This is a genomic window from Flavobacterium defluvii (assembly GCF_900129555.1).
Classification (GTDB): domain Bacteria; phylum Bacteroidota; class Bacteroidia; order Flavobacteriales; family Flavobacteriaceae; genus Flavobacterium; species Flavobacterium defluvii.
This window is the reverse complement of record NZ_FQWC01000002.1, coordinates 186,153-204,773: the sequence shown is the minus strand read 5'-3', so window position 1 is coordinate 204,773 and position 18,621 is coordinate 186,153. Positions and strand designations below refer to the sequence as shown.

Below are 18,621 nucleotides of genomic sequence, written 5' to 3'. Positions count from 1 at the left end.
CTTCAATTTTTTCATTTTCTAAATGGTACTTTAGATCGTCCGTAAAATGATAAAAGAAGTTTTTCATCTGCAAACCGGCCGTCTAAATCTTGTTTTACAGGTGTTTTTACTAAAAGTGTACTAAAATTTCCCTCGACATCTATATAGATTTTTTTCTGGCAGTATCGTTCTGAAGAAATTAAACAATAGTGTATTGCATACAATAACTTTTTTCTTGATTCCCTTTGAATTCCAATCATGTCTGTAACCTTAGTAATTACTAAAATTGTATCATTTCTTTCTACAGAATAGTATTTTAATTTATCCATATCTATACCTGTTAAAGATCTGCTTACAGATTCTTTTACAAAATATGAAATCAAATCCGATTCTTCATTGGGATTACTGGTTACTTTCTTTTGATCCGTTTTTAAACGAATTCTCCTTATATCATCTTCCTGACAAGAAAATAACGAAAAAAAAACAAGTAAGAAAAATAGCTGTGAAGTTATATCATTTTTGAATTTGTACATTACTTTTGGGGTTAGCAGTTTTTTTCAAAATCGATTCAATCTATTTCTCTTACTTAGTTAAGATATATACATTAAATAATTTCGACAAAAATGCTTTTAAACAACATTTAGAATAACCTCTAAAAATCAAAAAAATGTCATTTAAAGACATTTCTTATGTGTGAATTCACAGAAATAAAAAAGCCGATTTTAAAAAAATCGGCTTGTATTTATCTAATTACACTAATTTTAACAGGTGGATTTGACATTCTTTTGACCATCCAGAATAAGCATAATAAAACCAATACCCCTGTGATAATTAAAAACGGTAAATAGCCTACAGATTTTGAAATTTTCACCATTAAATACACATACCATTTCACAACTCTGGTACGCGTATTTTCATAACTTTCCATTTCATAGGCAAACCATGTCAACAATCCTCCCGCTACAGCAACAATTCCAGTAACAATTAAAGGAAAAATTGACGCACCTATCACCGACAATTGTTCTTCTTTTCTCACAAAACCTAATGCTTCAAATTGTTCTTTAATTAAGCTGTCAGCCTTGATTGCTGTTTCTGTATCTTTAAAATCAATATTTTTATAACTTGTCCCCTCATTGTTTTTAATACCAAACATTATACATGCGTCAACATCTTTTTCGAATTCGTATTCAAAAATCTCTTTTACTTTTATAACCGATATAAATTCAGAAAGAATAAAATCTCCACTTTTAATTTTCTCAATAGCTAGATTTGCATCTTGTCTTGTTATATCTCCAATGATATAATCTGAATAAATTAAAACCACATTCTCTTTTTCACTATCAAGAATAATGGGTTTATCAAAAATAGTTTTCATTTTTGCTTTTTTAAATTACAATCCCTATAAAATGCTTATTAAGCATTCTTACAAAGATCTTCAAATCAAAAAACAATTATATCCCATAAAAGTTTTAAAAGTTTAATATTAAGGTAAACTTTCGTGTTTTTAATCAAATAAAAAAGCCGATTTCAATTGAAATCGGCTTTAAAATATTTAGGCAAATGTGATTATATCTCACATTTCACAATAATCATTTTACTATATGAAGACGCTCAGAACAAAATAAACTAATCCTGCCAATATCGCTGAAATAGGAATAGTTAAAATCCATGCCCAAACTAAGCTTACGGTAACTCCCCAGCGAACGGCAGAAACACGTTTTGTTAATCCAACACCAATAATAGATCCTGTGATAGTATGCGTTGTACTTACCGGGATTTTTAAGTGCTCTGTAAAGTAAAGTGTCAAAGCTCCTGCTGTTTCTGCAGCAACACCTTCAAATGAACTTACTTTTGTGATTTTAGATCCCATTGTTTTCACAATTTTCCATCCACCACTTAAAGTTCCGGCTGCAATTGCAGAATAACATGCTAATGGAATCCAGCTTGGCATTTGTCCTTTAACACCTAAATCTTCATTTGGCAAAACAACATCTAACCAGGCATCCATATGAACACCATGATTTGTGTTTATATAAACTGCAACAGCCGCTGCAATAATTCCCATTACTTTTTGAGAATCATTTCCTCCGTGACCTAAACTAAAAGCCGCAGAAGATAGTAATTGCATTTTTTTCAAAGCAGCATCAGCCTGATGAAGGTTTAAACTACTAAATATTAAACAAAAAGCACTAACAGTTAAAACTATAAAGGCAACTAAAAACCATTTGATATTATGAGCTTCAAAAGCAACACTCCAAAAATGAGAATCAAAACGAGCTTTCCCCCCATCTTTCACAATTTCTTCATAAGGAATCATCTGTTTGTATACAAACCAAACGGTTGCAATCATTAAAACTCCAGTGAATATTTTTGGACCAATACTTTTACGAGAAGCATTTAATAACCAAATCGATATTAAATAAGAAGCCAGCGCTCCTAATAATGGTGCTAAAACAATAAAAGCAATAATAATAAGAACTCCCGAAGGCATTGCCCCATCTTTTCCTGCTTTATACCAGCTTACAATTTCATACCAGTAGTGAGTTGCTCCGTCATCACCAACATAACCTGAGAAACCATGAACTGCAATAGCGTGTGCTACAGCTGCTCCTGCAAAACCTCCAATTAATGTATGAGAAGAACTTGACGGAATCCCTAACCACCAAGTCAATAAGTTCCAGCAGATTGCCGCGATAACTCCGGCCAGGATCACTACAAGGTTAATTTCCATTGTGTGCGCTGTTTTAGCAACAGTATCTGCAACACCAAATCCGAAAACCCAATAAGCCAGAAAGTTAAAAAATGCTGCCCAGACTACCGCCTGAAAAGGTGTCAGAACCTTTGTTGCAACAACAGTCGCTATAGCATTTGCCGCATCATGAAAACCATTGATGTAATCAAAAATTAAGGCTAATACTATAATTAATATAAGTAGCGTCATAAATTATAACTTCAGAATGAAAAATTGAATTAAGAATGTTTTACAGAAATAGATTCTAGTATGTTTGCAACACTCTTACATTTGTCTGTTGCTGATTCTAAAACAGATAACACTTCTTTATATTTAATGATATTTTTAGCATCTGTTTCGTTTTCAAAAATTTCAAAAACTGCTTTGTTATAAACGTTATCAGATTTGTTTTCCAGTTTGTTAATTCTGGCACAAGCATCTTTAATAACTTTAAAATTTTGTAAGTTTCTCAACTCTTTTACCGCACTGTCAATGTTTTGACAAGCTTCAAGGTTGATTTCTGTCATTTTTCTGATAGATTTTGTAATCTTATCTACCTGATACAATCTCATACGGCTAGATGCACCATGAAGGTAATCTGCAACGTTATCAATTGAAGTAATTAATGTATGAATATCTTCACGGTCAAAAGGAGTAATGAAGTTTCTGCTTAACTCTAAGTTTGTCTGACGAGTGATATCTTCTCCTTTTTGTTCTAATTCGTCAATCTTTTGAAAAAGAATCTCTCTTTCTTTTAATGGTAAATTTACAGCTTCGTGTAAGTTAGAAGCTAATTCAATTAAATTGCTTGAAGCCTCTTCAAAAAGTGGAAAGAATTTCTTGTCTTTCGGCACTAAAAATTGGAAAATACTGTTTATTGACATTTTTATATTTTTGATAGTGCAAAATTACTTCAATAATATTTTACAATGTTAAGCCATTGTTAACAAATCGTTTTCTATTTGGAAACTCTTTAGAAACAAAACTGTATTTTCAATATCAATATGTAAGATTCTGTCTTCTTTTACCAAGGGCACAACTTCACGATAACTGTTCAGGAACATTTCGATGAAATCACTTGATTTTAAAGGCTCTCTGTAAGCAATTGCCTGAGATGCATTCAATAATTCAATAGCTAAAATACGCTCTAAATTATCTAAAATTCGTAAGGCTTTTGTCGCTCCGTTGGCTCCCATACTTACGTGATCTTCCTGCCCGTTACTCGAAACAATACTATCGATACTTGCCGGAGTCGCCAATTGTTTGTTCTGACTTGCTATACTTGCAGCAGTATATTGCGGAATCATAAATCCTGAATTTAACCCCGGATTATCAACCAAAAATGCCGGAAGATTACGTAAACCAGAAATTAACTGATACGTTCTTCTTTCTGAAATACTTCCTAATTCTGCCAAAGCAATTGCCATAAAATCTAAAGCCAAAGCTAAAGGCTGACCGTGGAAATTTCCGCCAGAAATAATCTGATCGGCTTCAATAAATATATTAGGATTATCGGTTACAGAGTTGATTTCTGTTTTGAATACTTTTCGAACATAATCAATCGCGTCTTTTGAAGCGCCATGAACCTGTGGCATACAACGGAAAGAATACGGATCCTGAACATGTTTCTTTTCCTGAGCGATAATTTCACTTCCGTCTAAGAATTCAGTAATTCTTTGCGCGGTTACAATTTGTCCTTTATGCGGACGTATATAATGTATCAATTCATTAAATGGCTCAATTCTTCCATCAAAACCTTCCAAAGAAATAGTTCCAATTAAATCTGCCAAGTATGAATATTTATAAGCTTTAATTAAAATATGAGCTCCGTAAGCACTCATAAACTGTGTTCCGTTTAATAACGCCAAACCTTCTTTTGACTGCAAAACAATTGGTTCCCAGTTAAAATGTTTTAAAACTTCTGCTGAATCTGTTTTCTTTCCTTCAAAAAATACTTTTCCTTCTCCAATTAAAGGTAAAGATAGATGTGCCAAAGGCGCTAAATCTCCAGAAGCTCCAAGTGAACCTTGTGTATAAATAATAGGAAGAATATCATTATTGTAAAAATCGACCAAACGCTCTAAAGTTTTTAGCTGAACTCCAGAGTGTCCATAACTCAAAGACTGTATTTTCAGCAAAAGCATCATTTTTACAATCTCAGCAGGAACTTCCTCCCCTGTTCCGCAGGCATGAGATTTCACTAAGTTTTCCTGAAGTTTAGATAAATTCTCGTTTGAGATTTTCACACTATAAAGTGACCCGAAACCCGTATTAATACCGTAAATAGGAGCTGTATGCGACTCCATTTTTTTATCTAAATAATCACGGCATTTTTGAACATTTACTTTCGCTTCCTCAGACAATTCAAGCTTTTTATCATTTACTATGATTTCGTGCAGCGTTTCTAAAGTTATAGTTTCAGTACTAATATAATGGATATCCCTCATGATATTTTTAAATTTAAGGTGTCAAAATTCAACAAATCAATATTAAAAAGCAACATTTTATCACAATAATTAAAATTCAGATAACTGCAATTCTTGACTTTTATTTATTTCTCAATTGTTTAATACAGAAAGTTCAGGTAGTTTTCAATTATATTTCCCTTAAAAATCAAACCTTTGCTCTCGCAAAATTCAATTTTAAACCCGCTGAAATATATCAAAACAGCAACTTAATAGATTTAATTTTAACAAATACTCAATATTGAAATGTAAGGATTTGAATTATTAAAATATTCGTAAAAAGGCTTTTTGAGTTTTTAACTTTTATAAAAATCTGTACTTTTGAAAAATCAAAAATGAAAAGTAACAGCATAAAATATCAATCTACAATTATTACAACTCAAACAGGAGTTGCAATTGCTGTTACCACAATTTCTACTACAACAACTACTACCCCTTAGGGGTATACATTTTTACATATAATCCGGTTTGTCTGTACTTTTTTCGTAAAAGAAGAAAGGTAATGGATACATAAAAAACATTTACAAAGAAAAAAAAGTCGCAGTTTTCAGTTTCAGTTCACAGTTAATAAACCTTTGAACCTTAGTTACTCAAAATCTTTGCACCTTATTAAAAAATATCACAAAAATGAAAGTATTAAAATTTGGCGGAACTTCGGTTGCCAATGCTCAAAATATAAAACTCGTTCTCGAAATTGTTAACCAAAAAGCCAAGCAGGATAAAGTAGTAGTTGTAGTTTCTGCACTTAGTAAAGTAACAGATTTATTGCAATTAGCAGCGGCAAAAGCAGCAGCAAACGATGAAGGCTTTAGAGATATCGTTGCCGAAATCGAGAAAAAACATCTTGACACACTTAAAGAATTGATTCCGGTAAGCGAACAAAGCAGTTTGTTAAGTCATGTAAAAAGAATCATTAATCATTTAGAAACTTTATTAGACGGCTGTTTTCTTTTAGGAGAATTATCTCCAAGAACTGCCGATACTATTTTAAGTTTTGGAGAATTACTTTCTTCATATATTATCGCGCAGGCTTTTCAGCAAACTGAAAAAGATGCGGTTTACAAAGACAGTCGCGAGTTAATTAAAACCAATGCTGATTTCGGAAAAGCGGCTGTTAACTTCGATATTTCAAATAAATTGATTCAGGAATATTTTGCTTCGAATGAATCAAAAATCAATATTCTTCCCGGATTCATCGCACAGACTTTAGACGGAATCACTTCGACTTTAGGACGCGGCGGATCTGACTATACTGCGGCCATTATCGCCGGAGCTATCGATGCGGAGCAACTTGAAATCTGGACTGACGTAAATGGAATGTTTACGGCAAACCCAAAAATTGTAAAACAAGCACAGCCAATTGCGAATATTTCCTATCAGGAAGCAATGGAATTATCGCATTTTGGTGCTAAAGTTTTGTACCCGCCAACAATTCAGCCTGTTTTAAGAAAAAATATTCCAATTTTAATCAAAAATACTTTTGAACCAGAAGCCGAAGGAACTTTGATTTCTGACACAGTTTTATCAAAAGATACAGTTGTAAAAGGAATCAGCCATATCGATAATATTTCACTTTTAACTCTTGAAGGTCCGGGAATGATTGGAGTTGCAGGTTCGTCAAGACGTTTGTTTGAAGTATTGTCTCAGGAAAAAATAAACGTAATTTTTATTACTCAGGCTTCTTCTGAGCATTCAATTTGTATCGGAATCTTGAATTCGGATGCTGAGAATGCCGAAGCTGCAATTAACAGAGCTTTTGAAATCGAAATTTCGCAAAACAAAATCGATCCTTGTTATGTAGAAAAAGACCTTTGCATTATTGCTCTAGTTGGTGAAAACATGAAAAATCACCAGGGTCTAAGCGGAAGAATGTTCAGTACTTTAGGAAAAAACAACGTAAACATTCGTGCCATTGCACAAGGTGCTTCTGAAAGAAATATTTCGACTGTAATTAACGAAAGAGACGTTAAAAAAGCGCTGAATACTTTACACGAAAATTTCTTTGAAGAAAACACAAAACAGCTGAACTTATTTGTAATGGGAGTTGGAAATGTGGGAGAAAAATTCATCGAACAGATTCACAATCAGAAGAAATTCTTAAAAGATGTTTTAAAGATTAATGTTCGTGTAATTGCTTTATCAAACTCAAGAAAAATGATTTTTGACGAAGACGGAATTTCTTTAAAAAATTGGGATGCCGCTTTAAGCGAAGGTGAACCAGCAAGTATCGAAGGATTCATCAAACGTGCAGAAGATCTGAATTTACGTAATAGCATTTTTGTAGATATTACTGCAAATGCGACAGTTTCTGAAGCTTACGAAAGATTCTTAAAAGAAAGTATTGCCGTTGTAACTTGCAATAAAATTGCCTGTTCATCTGCTTATGACAATTATAAAAAATTAAAAAATCTATCGCGTCAATACAACGCTCCTTTCTTGTTTGAAACGAATGTTGGTGCGGGATTGCCAATTATTGATACAGTAAAAAACCTTATTGCATCTGGAGATAAAGTGCATAAAATTCAGGCGGTTTTATCTGGAAGTTTGAACTTTATTTTCAACAATTTTGATGAAAATAATTCTTTCCACGACGTGGTGAAAGAAGCGGGAGTTCAAGGTTTCACAGAACCAGATCCAAAAATCGACTTAAGCGGAATTGACGTTGCTCGTAAAATCCTGATTTTAATTCGCGAAAGCGGTTACGAAATGGACATCGATGCCATCGCAAACGAATCGTTTTTGCCTGCAGAATGTTTAGCAACAACAAACAACGACGATTTCTTTGCATCGTTAATCAAACATGCTTCTCATTTTGAGAACATTTACAAAGAAGCTTTAGCCAAAGATTCAAGATTGAAATACGTTGCGCAATTCGAAAACGGAAAAGCAAGCGTAGGTCTGCAATTCATCCCAAAAGATCATCCTTTCTATAATTTAGAAGGAAAAGACAATATCGTGCTTTTCTACACAGATCGTTACGTAGATCAGCCTTTATTGATCAAAGGAGCCGGTGCTGGAGCTGCAGTAACAGCATCAGGAATTTTTGCTGACGTTATTCGTATAGGAAATATTTAAAGGTGCTAAGGTTCTAAGATGCTAAGGTTCTGAGTTTTTTTTCAAAACTAATCTTAGCCTCTTAGAATCTCAAAACCTTAGAATCTAAAAAATAAACAGTTGCAAAGAAAAACTTAGAACCTTAGCATCTTAGCAACTCAGAACCTTTAAAAGAAATGGAAATTAAACTTTTTTGCCCGGCAACTATCGCCAACCTCTCATGCGGATTTGACGTATTGGGACTTTGCTTAGACAATGCGGGCGATGAAATGATTGTTCGAAAAGTCGATCAAAAAGGAGTTCGAATCACTAAAATTGTCGGTGCCGATTTGCCTTTGGAAACCGAGAAAAACGTTTCTGGAGTTGCGGCTTTGGCGATGTTGGAAACTTTAGACGAATTGGATTTCGGATTTGAAATCGAAATTTATAAAAACATAAAAGCCGGAAGCGGAATCGGAAGCAGTGCTGCAAGTTCTGCCGGAGCAGTTTTCGGAATTAATGAATTATTAGGAAGACCTTATTCCCGTAAAGATTTGGTTCAGTTTGCTATGCAAGGCGAGAAATTAGCCAGCGGAAACGCGCATGCCGACAACGTTGCTCCTGCCCTTTTAGGCGCTTTTACTTTGGTAAGAAGTTATTCGCCTTTGGATATTATCAGAATTGACAGCCCTGAGGAATTATACGCAACGGTTGTTCACCCACAGATCGAGTTAAAAACATCTGACGCTCGTTCGGTTTTAAAACAAAACGTTTCGCTAAAAAGCGCTATCACGCAATGGGGTAACGTAGGCGGATTGGTTGCAGGTCTTTACACCAAAGATTATGATTTGATAGGAAGATCACTTCACGACGAAATCGTTGAACCAGTTCGAAGCGTTTTAATTCCAGGATTTGATTTAATCAAACAAACGGCATATGAAAACGGCGCTTTAGGTTCTGGAATTTCAGGTTCTGGTCCGTCGATTTTTGCTTTAAGCCGAGGAAAAGAAACCGCCGACCAAATCGCAAAAGCCATGAGTGACGTTTACGAAAAAATGAATTTACCGTATGAAATTCACGTTTCGAAGATTAATCCTGATGGCGTAAGAATTCTCTAAGCAATATTACTAACCATATAAGTGATATAAGTTCATTTAATTAAAAAGCGCATGAATTTATATTAACTTATATCACTTATATGGTTTAAAATAAAAACACAAAATGAAATATTACAGTTTAAACCATAATGCCCCAAAAGTTTCTTTTCAGGAAGCAGTTATACAAGGATTAGCAACTGACAAAGGATTATATTTCCCAGAAAGTATAACACCGCTTGATCCATCATTTTTTGATAAAATCGAAAGTTTAAGCCACGAAGAAATCGCTTTTGAAGCAATCAAACAATTTGTTGGCGATGAAATACCTGGAGATAAATTAAAAGAAATCATTGCCGAAACTTTAGTTTTTGATTTTCCTGTTATAAAAGTCGAAAACGGAATCTATTCGTTAGAATTATTTCACGGACCGACAATGGCTTTTAAAGACGTTGGAGCGCGTTTTATGTCGCGTTGCTTGGGATATTTCAATAAAGACAAAAAAGATTCTAAAAACACTGTTTTAGTAGCAACTTCCGGAGATACAGGCGGAGCGGTTGCGAGCGGATTTTTAGGCGTTGACGGCGTTGATGTTGTCATTTTATATCCGTCTGGAAAAGTGAGCGATATTCAGGAAAAACAATTGACTACTTTAGGACAAAATATTAAAGCCCTTGAAGTTGACGGCGTTTTTGACGATTGTCAGGATATGGTAAAAAAAGCGTTTTTAGATGAAACTTTAACGCATAAAAACCTGACTTCGGCAAATTCTATTAATATTGCGCGCTGGTTACCGCAAATGTTTTATTTCTTCTTTGCTTACAAAGCCTTGAAAAGCCAAAACAAACCTTTAGTTTTCTCTTGCCCAAGCGGAAACTTCGGGAATATCTGCGCCGGAATTATGGCAAAGAAATTAGGTTTGCCAATTGAGCATTTTGTGGCATCTACAAACGTAAACGACACCGTGCCAAGATTCTTAGAAAACGGAAAATACGACCCAAAACCTTCAAAAGCAACAATCTCTAACGCAATGGACGTTGGAAACCCAAGTAACTTTATTAGAATTCAGGAATTGTACAACAATGATTTAAAAGCTTTCGAAAAAGACTTTTCTTCTTATAGTTATACCGATGAAGAAACTCTTGAAGCTCTAAAGAAAATTTATAACACAGACGGTTATATCGCAGAACCGCACGGCGCTGTTGGTTATTTAGGTTTGAAAAAAGAACTAGAGAAACACCCAAATGCAATTGGTATTTTCTTAGAAACGGCGCATCCTATTAAATTCTTAGATGTTGTTGAACCTGCTCTGGGAATTACACTTCCTATTCCTGCTCAAATTGAGAGTGTTATTAATGAGGTGAAAGTTAGTGTGAAGATTGGAACTTATGAGGAGTTGAAGAGTTTTTTGGGATAAAATCTTTTGCAATTACCATATACAAAACGACTGAAAATAATTTCAGTCGTTTTTTTTTTTGAATAAATAGCTCGTTTTGAAAACAGCAACATTAGTTATCAACCGAAACATGTTTATAAAAAAAAGTGTTATTAATCATAACAATTTGTAAATTTGAGAAACTTATAAACTAATTAATTATGAAAGGATTTATCAAAGTATTTGACGTTCAAGATAAAGAACATTACATTAATGTCAATCAAATTATCAAATTTGCTCCAGCTGATAAAAGATTAACAGCTAATTCAATAATTCGTATAGTTGGAGGAGATAATACCAGTGCGATACAGACTTCTTCTACTTGTGAGGAAATTGTGGATATGATAGAACTTGCACTAAATTAAAAATCAACAACTAACTATACGAATCATTACGATCGGTATACGAAATTGGAAACTTCTCAAAGCAGAGAATAAATTATAAAAAATGAAAAAATGGAAGAGCTTTTAGATTTTAGAAATCAAAATTTATGGAATGAAATAAATCAAAACTATATTGTAGAAATTGAAGAAACTACAAATAATGAATATAGTGTTTATAGCATTAATAATTCTGCTACATTTTTTATAAACAAAAATAATCTCTGTAAAGACTCGTTCACTCACGAAATGCTTCATGTCTACATGGGGATTAAAGATTTGTATTTTTCAAGTTCTCTTAAACTAACTTTACCGCAAAGCAAAATACTTTCAGAAAATCTTTCACCCCAATTAATCGAACACATTGGAAATTCTCTAGATCATATAAAAATGCTCCCAATTTATTTAGAACTAGGATTTGATCGAAAGAAGTTTATAATCGATTATGATCAATATAAATGTACTGATGAAGAAATTATGATATTTAATAAGTATTATAAAATAGGAAAAAAAATCAATCTCAATGCTATAGATGCATATATAGGGAGATTAATAAGCATTTTATGTGATCCTAATGCAGATTTTGATTACTCTTCAGATTTAAAAAAACTTGAAAAAGTAGATCCTTTATTGTTTAAAATTATTGTCCGTTTAATTAATCATACCAAAGAAGTAAAAGTACTAGATAGAACTATTTTTGAAGACGATCATAGAACAGTGATTTCTAACTTTTATAAAAATATGGTTAATTGGATTTCAAACAATAGTTTTACATCTTAAATTATGGAAAAATTACAAGAAATATTTTCAACTAGAGAACTTGCTTTAATAATTTGGACAATAATTATTATAATTTTTATACTTATAAAAGTTAAATTCGGTGATTCGCTTACAAGATTGATTCGAGCTTTTTTCGCTTCGAAACTTTCAATTGCTTATTTAATTATGATATTATACTCCATCAGTATTTTATCCCTTTTAAAGTTTTTTGGTTTATGGGATTTTACTCTTTTAAAAGATTCAATATTATGGTTTATTACCTTCGCAATCGTTACTTTCTTTAAAATAGACAAAGCATATAACAATAATTTCTTTTTAGAAATTTTAAATGAAACCTTTAAACTAACTTTATTTCTTGAGTTTGTAGCAAATTTATATACTTTCAATTTTTGGATTGAGTTTTTGATTTTTCCCTTTCTTTTATTAATAAGTTTATTAAAATCATTTTCTGAATTAGATAGTAAAAATGAAATAACAACAAAATTTCTATCAAATATTATTTTAATAATAGGATTAACTTATTTTATATTATCTTTCTATAAATCTTTCCAAGATTATCATAATTTCTTTTCAGTTCACAATATGAATTCACTGATTTTACCAGCTTTACTTTCAACATTAAGCATTCCTTTATTTTACTTTCTTGCTCTTTATAATACTTATGAACAATTATTCCTAAGACTGCCAATTATGAATTCCGATCTAAAAGTCCAAAAAAAACTTAAACAACAAATCTTTTATAAAGCAAAATTTAATTTGATTAAAGCAAATACTCTTCGAGAAAAATTGATAGATTTTGATGTAAATAATATAACTGACATTCAAAAGAAACTTGATGCAATAATTTAGTTTTTGAATATTTCCCCGCTAGCGCGAGCGTCCCGCTCGTGAACACAAAGAAATTCAAAAACCAATTAAAACGGGCACGAGCGGGACGCTCGCGCTAGCAATAGAACAAAAAAAGAGACCTCAACAAAGGTCTCTTCTCAATTTAATATATCTTAAAAACAATTATTTCCCATTCAATAATTTCTCCAAATACTCCACTTTATCTTTTTCAGCTTGCACCAAACGTTCGTAAAGTTCTACAACTTTATCTAAAGGATTAAAAGTACAATTGCAATTGTAAACTGCACTTTGATCTTGAAAAGTATTTCCAATAATATTAAAAACCGCTTCTTCCGAAAAGTTTTTAATGGCTTCAACAGAAACTCCAAGAACGTTTGCAATTTGGTTCAATTTTTCGTCCTCAACATTTTCGCTTGCTTCAATATTCGAAACCGTTTGTTGCGTTACGCCAATTGCCATTGCCAAAGCTTCCTGCTTCATGCCTTTTAGTTCTCTAATTCGGCTAATATTTCTGCCGATATGTTTTGGTTTTACTGCTGTGCTCATGAATCAAAGATATTTAAAATTCTTAAGGAAAAATAGATTTTTGTAAAAAACTAAGTCCATTTGTGATATACAAATGTAAATATTTTTGTAACTCAAAATCTCTGGCTTACTTGCCGCTAATTACACAAAACTAAGATTTTTACATCAATTAAAACTATAAACTATGACAGAACCAAGTAAATTATCACTAACCGATTTTTTAGATTTTGCAGCCAGAGTTAACTATTTTACACAATTAAAACCCAGTAAAAAGAACAGAAACTCTTTTAAAACCAAAATGACCATATCGTGTTACAACGAATTAATGCAAACCATTATTTCGCTATTAAGAACAAGTATTAACACGCTTCAACAGGAAGAATCTCAAACTGCCATTGATGTTATGCTTCTTCTTGAAATCGCGATACAACTTTTGCCTTCTGATGAAATGGAATTGTTGGATGAGTTGTATAAAGTGCTTCATGACTAACACTAGCAGACAATTTTGTAAGATCGATCACGGAACACCGCTATTAATAAAAGTTGTTCCGATAGCGCGGATTATAAGTTTTTTTTAAATTTAATCCGTGTAAATCCGCGTCTTCGTGATAACGAATCTGTTTTATCCGAGTTCTAATTTATGCAGCTTTATTTCTTCGTCCCTAACAAATACAAAATCTTCGCAGGTCCAGATTTTACTTTTCCAACTTCCCAATTAAAATTATCTTTATTATTTAATTTAGAAATCAATTCGTTCATTTCTTCTACAGAATACGTTCTTAAAGACGAAACTACGCCATCCCACAAAACCAAAATGGGCACAATTGGAATGAGATACGTAAAAATGATTCTGCCAATTTTAAACGGGCGAATAAAAGGTGTTGTCAGTAAAACAGAAATCGGCGAAAGTAGCATCGCCACAATACTTGGAACACTTCTCTCCTGCCCTTCAAAAATAGCAATCGAACTATTGGTATCAATTGCATTCTGCAAAATCTGCTGAGCATCTTTTGGTTTAAAATGATGAAAGGATAAAAATTGCGTTCGAAGTCCTTTTAAGTTTTCAGGAACATTTCTGGCATCGACGGAAGTTTTTACAAAATCGAAATTATCGGCTTGTTTTTGAGTATGTTCAAACGCAGGAATATTGGGATAATAATCCGTCAGCAGAATTTTTAAATCGGGATTGTTTTTTCGTAATTCGGCGTTGAGCCAAATCAGTCCGCCTCCTCCACCCGAAGCCAAATCTATAATTTGGTTGGTTTGGCTTTCTTTTAAAGCTTTTTCAATAACCGGAACAATTCCTCTATACATCGCAGTTTTATTAGAAAGAAACTGCAGAAAATCGGTCATGTAATTTCTAATAAACTCCGGAAGCCATTGTTGATCTTCAAATTCAAACAAGTGTATTCTGCTCATACTTATTGATTTTGTGTTTCATACAAATTTCTAGAATTTTATTTAAATATTTACTTACATAAATCAAAAAATCAATTGCCTCCTGCTTTAGCTGGAGGTTTATATTTTGAACTCTATTCGGCTTTAGCCAAAAAACTACAAAATTTTGGCTAAAGCCATTTTCTAACATAACTTTGCTCCTCCAGCTAAAGCTGGAGGCAATTCAATTTTGTCTTTTGCTAAAGCAAAATTTCAATTCAAAACTTAAAAATTACAGCATAGTATTACAATGATTACAAAAGCAACAATCGAAGATATTCCGGCATTAACCATCTTAATAAACTCAGCATACAGAGGAGAAACGTCTAAAAAAGGCTGGACAACCGAAGCCCATTTACTAGAAGGAAAAAGAACCGACGAACAAGAAATGACCGAAATTTTTCTTGATCCAAAAAATACAATTCTGAAATTTACAGAAAATGACAAAATCATCGGTTCGGTTTTATTGGTAGAAAAAGGACATCAATTGTATTTAGGAATGCTTACCGTTTCGCCAGAACTTCAAAACAGTGGAATCGGGAAAAAGCTTTTAGCAGCAGCCGAAGATCATGCTAAATCTTTGGGTTTGTCGAGCATTATTATGACGGTTATTTCGGTTCGTGAAGAGCTTGTAGCTTGGTACAAACGTCATGGTTATGTAGATACCGGAAAACGTGAAGCTTTTCCTGAGAGCGGTATTCATGTTACGGTTTCTGAAGTGCCTTTGGAGTTTATTTATTTGGAGAAAAGTATTTAAGTTTTTTTTTGCCACAAAGGCGCTAAGACACGAAGTTTTTTTAATCTCGCAATCCCGATAGCTATCGGGAGCAAAGGCGCAAAGTTTTTTGATAAAACTTATACGGTTTGTCTTCCTGAGCGAAGTCGAAGGATTGCCAAGCTATTCAGCAAAGTTTAGTTTCTTTGTCGAGCTGCTTATGATCCTTCGACTTCGCTCAGGAGGACAAAAAAATGAGAATAAAGTCATTGAAATATTTAATAAATGGACATACAACTTTTACCTAAAAAAAGTAGTAAAGCCTCTATTTGGAGCGGCGGATTGACATACGAATATATGATCTTTCCCAAAACAGCAAATTATGCAGATAGAGATTTTGGGTTTAGAATAAGCAGTGCTACAATAGAACAAACGCCTTCAGAGTTTACTAAATTTAAAGGCTATCACCGATATTTGGTTATGCTTGATAACCATTTAAATGTTGAGGTGAACAAAGAAAAAAAGGTATATGAGAAATATGAAATCATGGAATTTAATTCTGATGATGAAGTAACTTCTTATACAAAAGGTATTGATTTTAATTGGATGGTTTCTGAAAAAATATCCCATCATAAACTGGAAATTACAAATAGTAAGCAAAATTACAATGCTCAAATAATAATTTTATTTTCTTTAGAATCAACCGTGATTAAAATTAATGAGAAACCATACGATCTAAATCCTTATGATTTATTAGTAATTGAAAATCAAAAAAAGGAAAATATTAGTCTTCATTTTTCTAATGAATGCCTAGCCGGATTATTGGATTTTTAATTGCTTCTACTTAAATTACTGGTGAAAGTTTACCGCAAAGATTCACAAAGAATGCGCAGAGATTCGCTAAGTTTTTTTTATCTCGCAATCCCGGGATTGCGAGATTCTTTTTAAGTCAAACCTTAAATTATCTTATACCTTATATGGTTTAAAGAACAAGTTCTGCAAATAAGCGTTGAATAGTTTTATCTAAATCCTGACACAAACCCGGATGAGGTCTCGACGTTTGTATTGCAGAACTCCTAATCGCGGTTAACCAACGAAAACGCTCCGGAATCTCAAATTCTGCAATTGGACCGCCGTCTTTGGCTCCGTTTGCAATTTTCACTAATGAAGTTAAATTGCATTCTAATTGTTCAATATCAAAATCCGCAGAAAGTGCCTGGATTTTTTCTTTATTCAGATGAAAAAGAACCTTTATAAATTTGGCTTTTTTGCAAAACAAAATGATTCCGATATTCAGGAATTCTTCGCGCTCTACCCTTGGCACAACACGAATCACAGCATATTCGTATAAGTGGTTATCTTGCATTTTGAGCCTGATTTACAAATATTTCTGAATTCTCTAATCTTGTTTTTAAAAACTGCAAATAAACGTTTCGCAATCCTTCAGGAGTTTCGTCTGCGTCTTCCCATTGCAGCCAGTCCAGCGGAATTGTATTAACAATTTCTTCTAAAATTTCCGGTGTTAGAATCGCTTTAAATTCAGCATCTACTTGTTTTAAAAGTGAAGCTTGTGGCAATAAAACGTGATCCTTAATCAATGCAAAAGGACTTTTGGCATGCTGTTCCCAGTTATTCCATGAGTGATGAAAATACAAGCACGCTCCGTGATCAATCAGCCATAATTCTTTATGCCAGATCAGCATATTTGTATTTTTGAAAGTTCGGTCAACATTGGTTATATAAGCATCCAGCCAAACAATCTGAGAAGCTAATTTTGCATCAACAGTTGTTACCGCAGGATCAAAAGTAATAGCGCCAGATAAAAAATGAAGTGCCAAATTTAATCCCTGACTTCCTTGCAGTAAATCCTGAATTTCTTCATCGGCTTCAGTTCTTCCAAAGGCTTCGTCAAGGTTTGCGAATACTAATTCCGGTAATTGTAGTTTTAAAGCTTTTGCAATTTGTCCGCCAACTAATTCGGCAATTAGGGCTTTTACGCCGTGTCCGGCGCCTCTGAATTTTAATACGTATTTAAAATCGTCATCGGCTTCTGCGAGCGCGGGTAAAGAACCGCCTTCGCGCAGTGGCGTTATGTAACGCATGACATTTACTGTTCTTAAGTCGAAATTTTTCATATTACAAACTTAATGATTTTAACCGCAAAGAGCGCAAAGGTTTACGCAAAGAACGCGAGTATTGTTTTACATCATGGAGAATTTTTGCTCGCAAAGACGCGAAGTCGCAAAGTTTTTATATTCTTTGCGACTTCGCGTCTTTGCGAGATTAAAAAAACTTTGCGAACCTTGCGAAACCTTTGCGCTCTTTACGGTTAAGCCTTTAAGCTCAAAAAAGCTTTTCCTAAATACTTAATAATCGTAGAAGCCGTAAAAGATTCGTAACCTGTTTTGGGTAAAGCAATATCAGCAGTTAATCCATGAAGATAGACTCCTAGTTTTGAAGCGTATTTGGGTTCGTAACCTTGTGCTAGAAGACTTGTCAGGATTCCGGTTAAAACATCGCCGCTTCCGGCGGTTGCGAGTGCAGCATTTCCGGTTATGTTTTCGTAAACTGAAGTTCGGTTTATAATGAATGTTGGTGCACCTTTCATAATGACGATCACTTTATACTTTTCTGAAAATGCAATTGTTTTTTGAAATTTTTCTGATTCAGAATTCCATTTGCCTATTAAACGTTCTAATTCTTTAGGATGAGGTGTGAGAATGGTGTCTTCGGGAACTAATTCTAACCATGATAAATTTTCTGAAATAATGTTTAAAGCATCTGCATCAAGTACTAAAGGGGCTTTGTTTATTCTTAAAAATTCAAATAACGCTTTTTGCGTTCCTAGTTCTTTTCCTAATCCTGGCCCAATTCCGATTGCCTGCGGAATTAAAGGTAAATGTATATTGGTAATAAAATTTGTATTTTCATCTGTAGCGACCATCACTTCGGGAATTGATATTTGAAGTATTTGATAACCGCATTTTGGTGTAAAAGTTGTTACAAGTCCGCAGCCGGATTTTAAACATGATTTTGAGGCTAGAACTGCTGCACCAACTTTTCCGTAACTTCCGGCAATAATCACGGCATGACCTTGTGTTCCTTTATGCGCTTTTGGATTTACGGGTTTGTAAATCTTTAAAATTTCTTCTTTTGTGATTAAATACGGAGACTTCATCTGGCTTCTTTTAGTTGTTG

The 18,621-nt window shown here is 33.5% G+C and carries 19 protein-coding genes; 9 read left to right on the top strand and 10 right to left on the bottom strand.

The features are described 5' to 3' along the window. Window positions 1-11: 11 nt before the first annotated feature. From BUC29_RS05050 to hutH, 5 genes are all read right to left on the bottom strand, one after another. On the bottom strand, window positions 12-512 hold the full coding sequence (locus BUC29_RS05050; RefSeq protein ID WP_073413995.1) for a hypothetical protein: 501 nt from the start codon (window positions 510-512) through the stop codon (window positions 12-14). A 209-nt stretch (window positions 513-721) separates the two neighbouring features. Further along, entirely contained in the window at window positions 722-1,354 is a 633-nt protein-coding gene (locus BUC29_RS05045; RefSeq protein ID WP_073413993.1) for a hypothetical protein, read from the bottom strand. 222 nt (window positions 1,355-1,576) lie between these two features. Then, window positions 1,577-2,920, bottom strand: a complete 1,344-nt coding sequence (locus tag BUC29_RS05040; protein ID WP_073413991.1) for an inorganic phosphate transporter — start codon at window positions 2,918-2,920, stop codon at window positions 1,577-1,579. Between the two features lie 29 nt (window positions 2,921-2,949). After that, window positions 2,950-3,594: a DUF47 domain-containing protein gene (locus tag BUC29_RS05035; RefSeq protein ID WP_008462731.1), complete on the bottom strand. Its 645-nt coding sequence runs from the start codon at window positions 3,592-3,594 to the stop codon at window positions 2,950-2,952. Between the two features lie 48 nt (window positions 3,595-3,642). Beyond that, window positions 3,643-5,157: a histidine ammonia-lyase gene (hutH, locus tag BUC29_RS05030; RefSeq protein WP_073413989.1), complete on the bottom strand. Its 1,515-nt coding sequence runs from the start codon at window positions 5,155-5,157 to the stop codon at window positions 3,643-3,645. A 645-nt stretch (window positions 5,158-5,802) separates the two neighbouring features. Between hutH and thrA the strand changes: the two genes are divergently transcribed. From thrA to BUC29_RS05000, 6 genes are all read left to right on the top strand, one after another. Continuing rightward, a complete protein-coding gene (thrA, locus tag BUC29_RS05025; protein ID WP_073413987.1) occupies window positions 5,803-8,250 on the top strand; it encodes a bifunctional aspartate kinase/homoserine dehydrogenase I in 2,448 nt (815 codons plus the stop codon). A 155-nt stretch (window positions 8,251-8,405) separates the two neighbouring features. Further along, window positions 8,406-9,326 carry a homoserine kinase gene (locus BUC29_RS05020; protein ID WP_073413985.1) on the top strand — a complete coding sequence of 307 codons (921 nt, stop codon included), beginning with the start codon at window positions 8,406-8,408 and terminating at the stop codon, window positions 9,324-9,326. A gap of 103 nt (window positions 9,327-9,429) precedes the next feature. Then, window positions 9,430-10,719: a threonine synthase gene (gene thrC / locus BUC29_RS05015; RefSeq protein ID WP_073413983.1), complete on the top strand. Its 1,290-nt coding sequence runs from the start codon at window positions 9,430-9,432 to the stop codon at window positions 10,717-10,719. Window positions 10,720-10,898: 179 nt separating this feature from the next. Continuing rightward, window positions 10,899-11,102 carry a hypothetical protein gene (locus tag BUC29_RS05010; protein WP_073413980.1) on the top strand — a complete coding sequence of 68 codons (204 nt, stop codon included), beginning with the start codon at window positions 10,899-10,901 and terminating at the stop codon, window positions 11,100-11,102. Window positions 11,103-11,192: 90 nt separating this feature from the next. Continuing rightward, on the top strand, window positions 11,193-11,897 hold the full coding sequence (locus BUC29_RS05005) for a hypothetical protein (protein WP_073413978.1): 705 nt from the start codon (window positions 11,193-11,195) through the stop codon (window positions 11,895-11,897). A gap of 3 nt (window positions 11,898-11,900) precedes the next feature. Further along, complete coding sequence (locus BUC29_RS05000) at window positions 11,901-12,746, top strand: hypothetical protein (RefSeq protein WP_073413976.1); 846 nt, start codon at window positions 11,901-11,903, stop codon at window positions 12,744-12,746. Window positions 12,747-12,908: 162 nt separating this feature from the next. Here the strand turns inward: BUC29_RS05000 and BUC29_RS04995 are convergent, their stop codons facing one another. Beyond that, complete coding sequence (locus BUC29_RS04995; protein WP_073413974.1) at window positions 12,909-13,292, bottom strand: helix-turn-helix domain-containing protein; 384 nt, start codon at window positions 13,290-13,292, stop codon at window positions 12,909-12,911. Between the two features lie 163 nt (window positions 13,293-13,455). On the opposite strand from BUC29_RS04995, the gene BUC29_RS04990 reads away from it, so the two are divergent. After that, on the top strand, window positions 13,456-13,761 hold the full coding sequence (locus tag BUC29_RS04990; protein ID WP_073413971.1) for a hypothetical protein: 306 nt from the start codon (window positions 13,456-13,458) through the stop codon (window positions 13,759-13,761). A 158-nt stretch (window positions 13,762-13,919) separates the two neighbouring features. Here the strand turns inward: BUC29_RS04990 and BUC29_RS04985 are convergent, their stop codons facing one another. Next, a complete protein-coding gene (locus tag BUC29_RS04985; RefSeq protein WP_073413968.1) occupies window positions 13,920-14,690 on the bottom strand; it encodes a response regulator in 771 nt (256 codons plus the stop codon). Window positions 14,691-14,958: 268 nt separating this feature from the next. Here BUC29_RS04985 and BUC29_RS04975 point away from each other — a divergent pair, with 268 nt between their 5' ends. Together BUC29_RS04975 and BUC29_RS04970 are read left to right on the top strand one after the other, a co-directional pair. Beyond that, window positions 14,959-15,465 (top strand): GNAT family N-acetyltransferase, encoded by a 507-nt coding sequence (locus tag BUC29_RS04975; protein ID WP_073413964.1) that lies wholly within the window; start codon window positions 14,959-14,961, stop codon window positions 15,463-15,465. A 243-nt stretch (window positions 15,466-15,708) separates the two neighbouring features. Further along, entirely contained in the window at window positions 15,709-16,257 is a 549-nt protein-coding gene (locus tag BUC29_RS04970) for a HutD family protein (protein ID WP_073413962.1), read from the top strand. A 148-nt stretch (window positions 16,258-16,405) separates the two neighbouring features. On the opposite strand, the gene BUC29_RS04965 is transcribed toward BUC29_RS04970, so the two are convergent. The 3 genes from BUC29_RS04965 to BUC29_RS04955 all read right to left on the bottom strand — a co-directional run bounded on the left by BUC29_RS04965 (window position 16,406) and on the right by BUC29_RS04955 (window position 18,601). After that, window positions 16,406-16,789: a DUF3037 domain-containing protein gene (locus BUC29_RS04965; RefSeq protein WP_073413960.1), complete on the bottom strand. Its 384-nt coding sequence runs from the start codon at window positions 16,787-16,789 to the stop codon at window positions 16,406-16,408. Further along, the gene (locus BUC29_RS04960; protein ID WP_073413958.1) at window positions 16,779-17,558 is read right to left on the bottom strand and encodes a HipA family kinase; all 780 of its coding nucleotides are present in this window, start codon (window positions 17,556-17,558) and stop codon (window positions 16,779-16,781) included. Before BUC29_RS04960 ends, BUC29_RS04965 begins: the two co-directional genes overlap by 11 nt. A 194-nt stretch (window positions 17,559-17,752) precedes the next feature. Continuing rightward, window positions 17,753-18,601 (bottom strand): NAD(P)H-hydrate dehydratase, encoded by an 849-nt coding sequence (locus BUC29_RS04955; RefSeq protein ID WP_073413955.1) that lies wholly within the window; start codon window positions 18,599-18,601, stop codon window positions 17,753-17,755. Window positions 18,602-18,621: the final 20 nt, after the last annotated feature.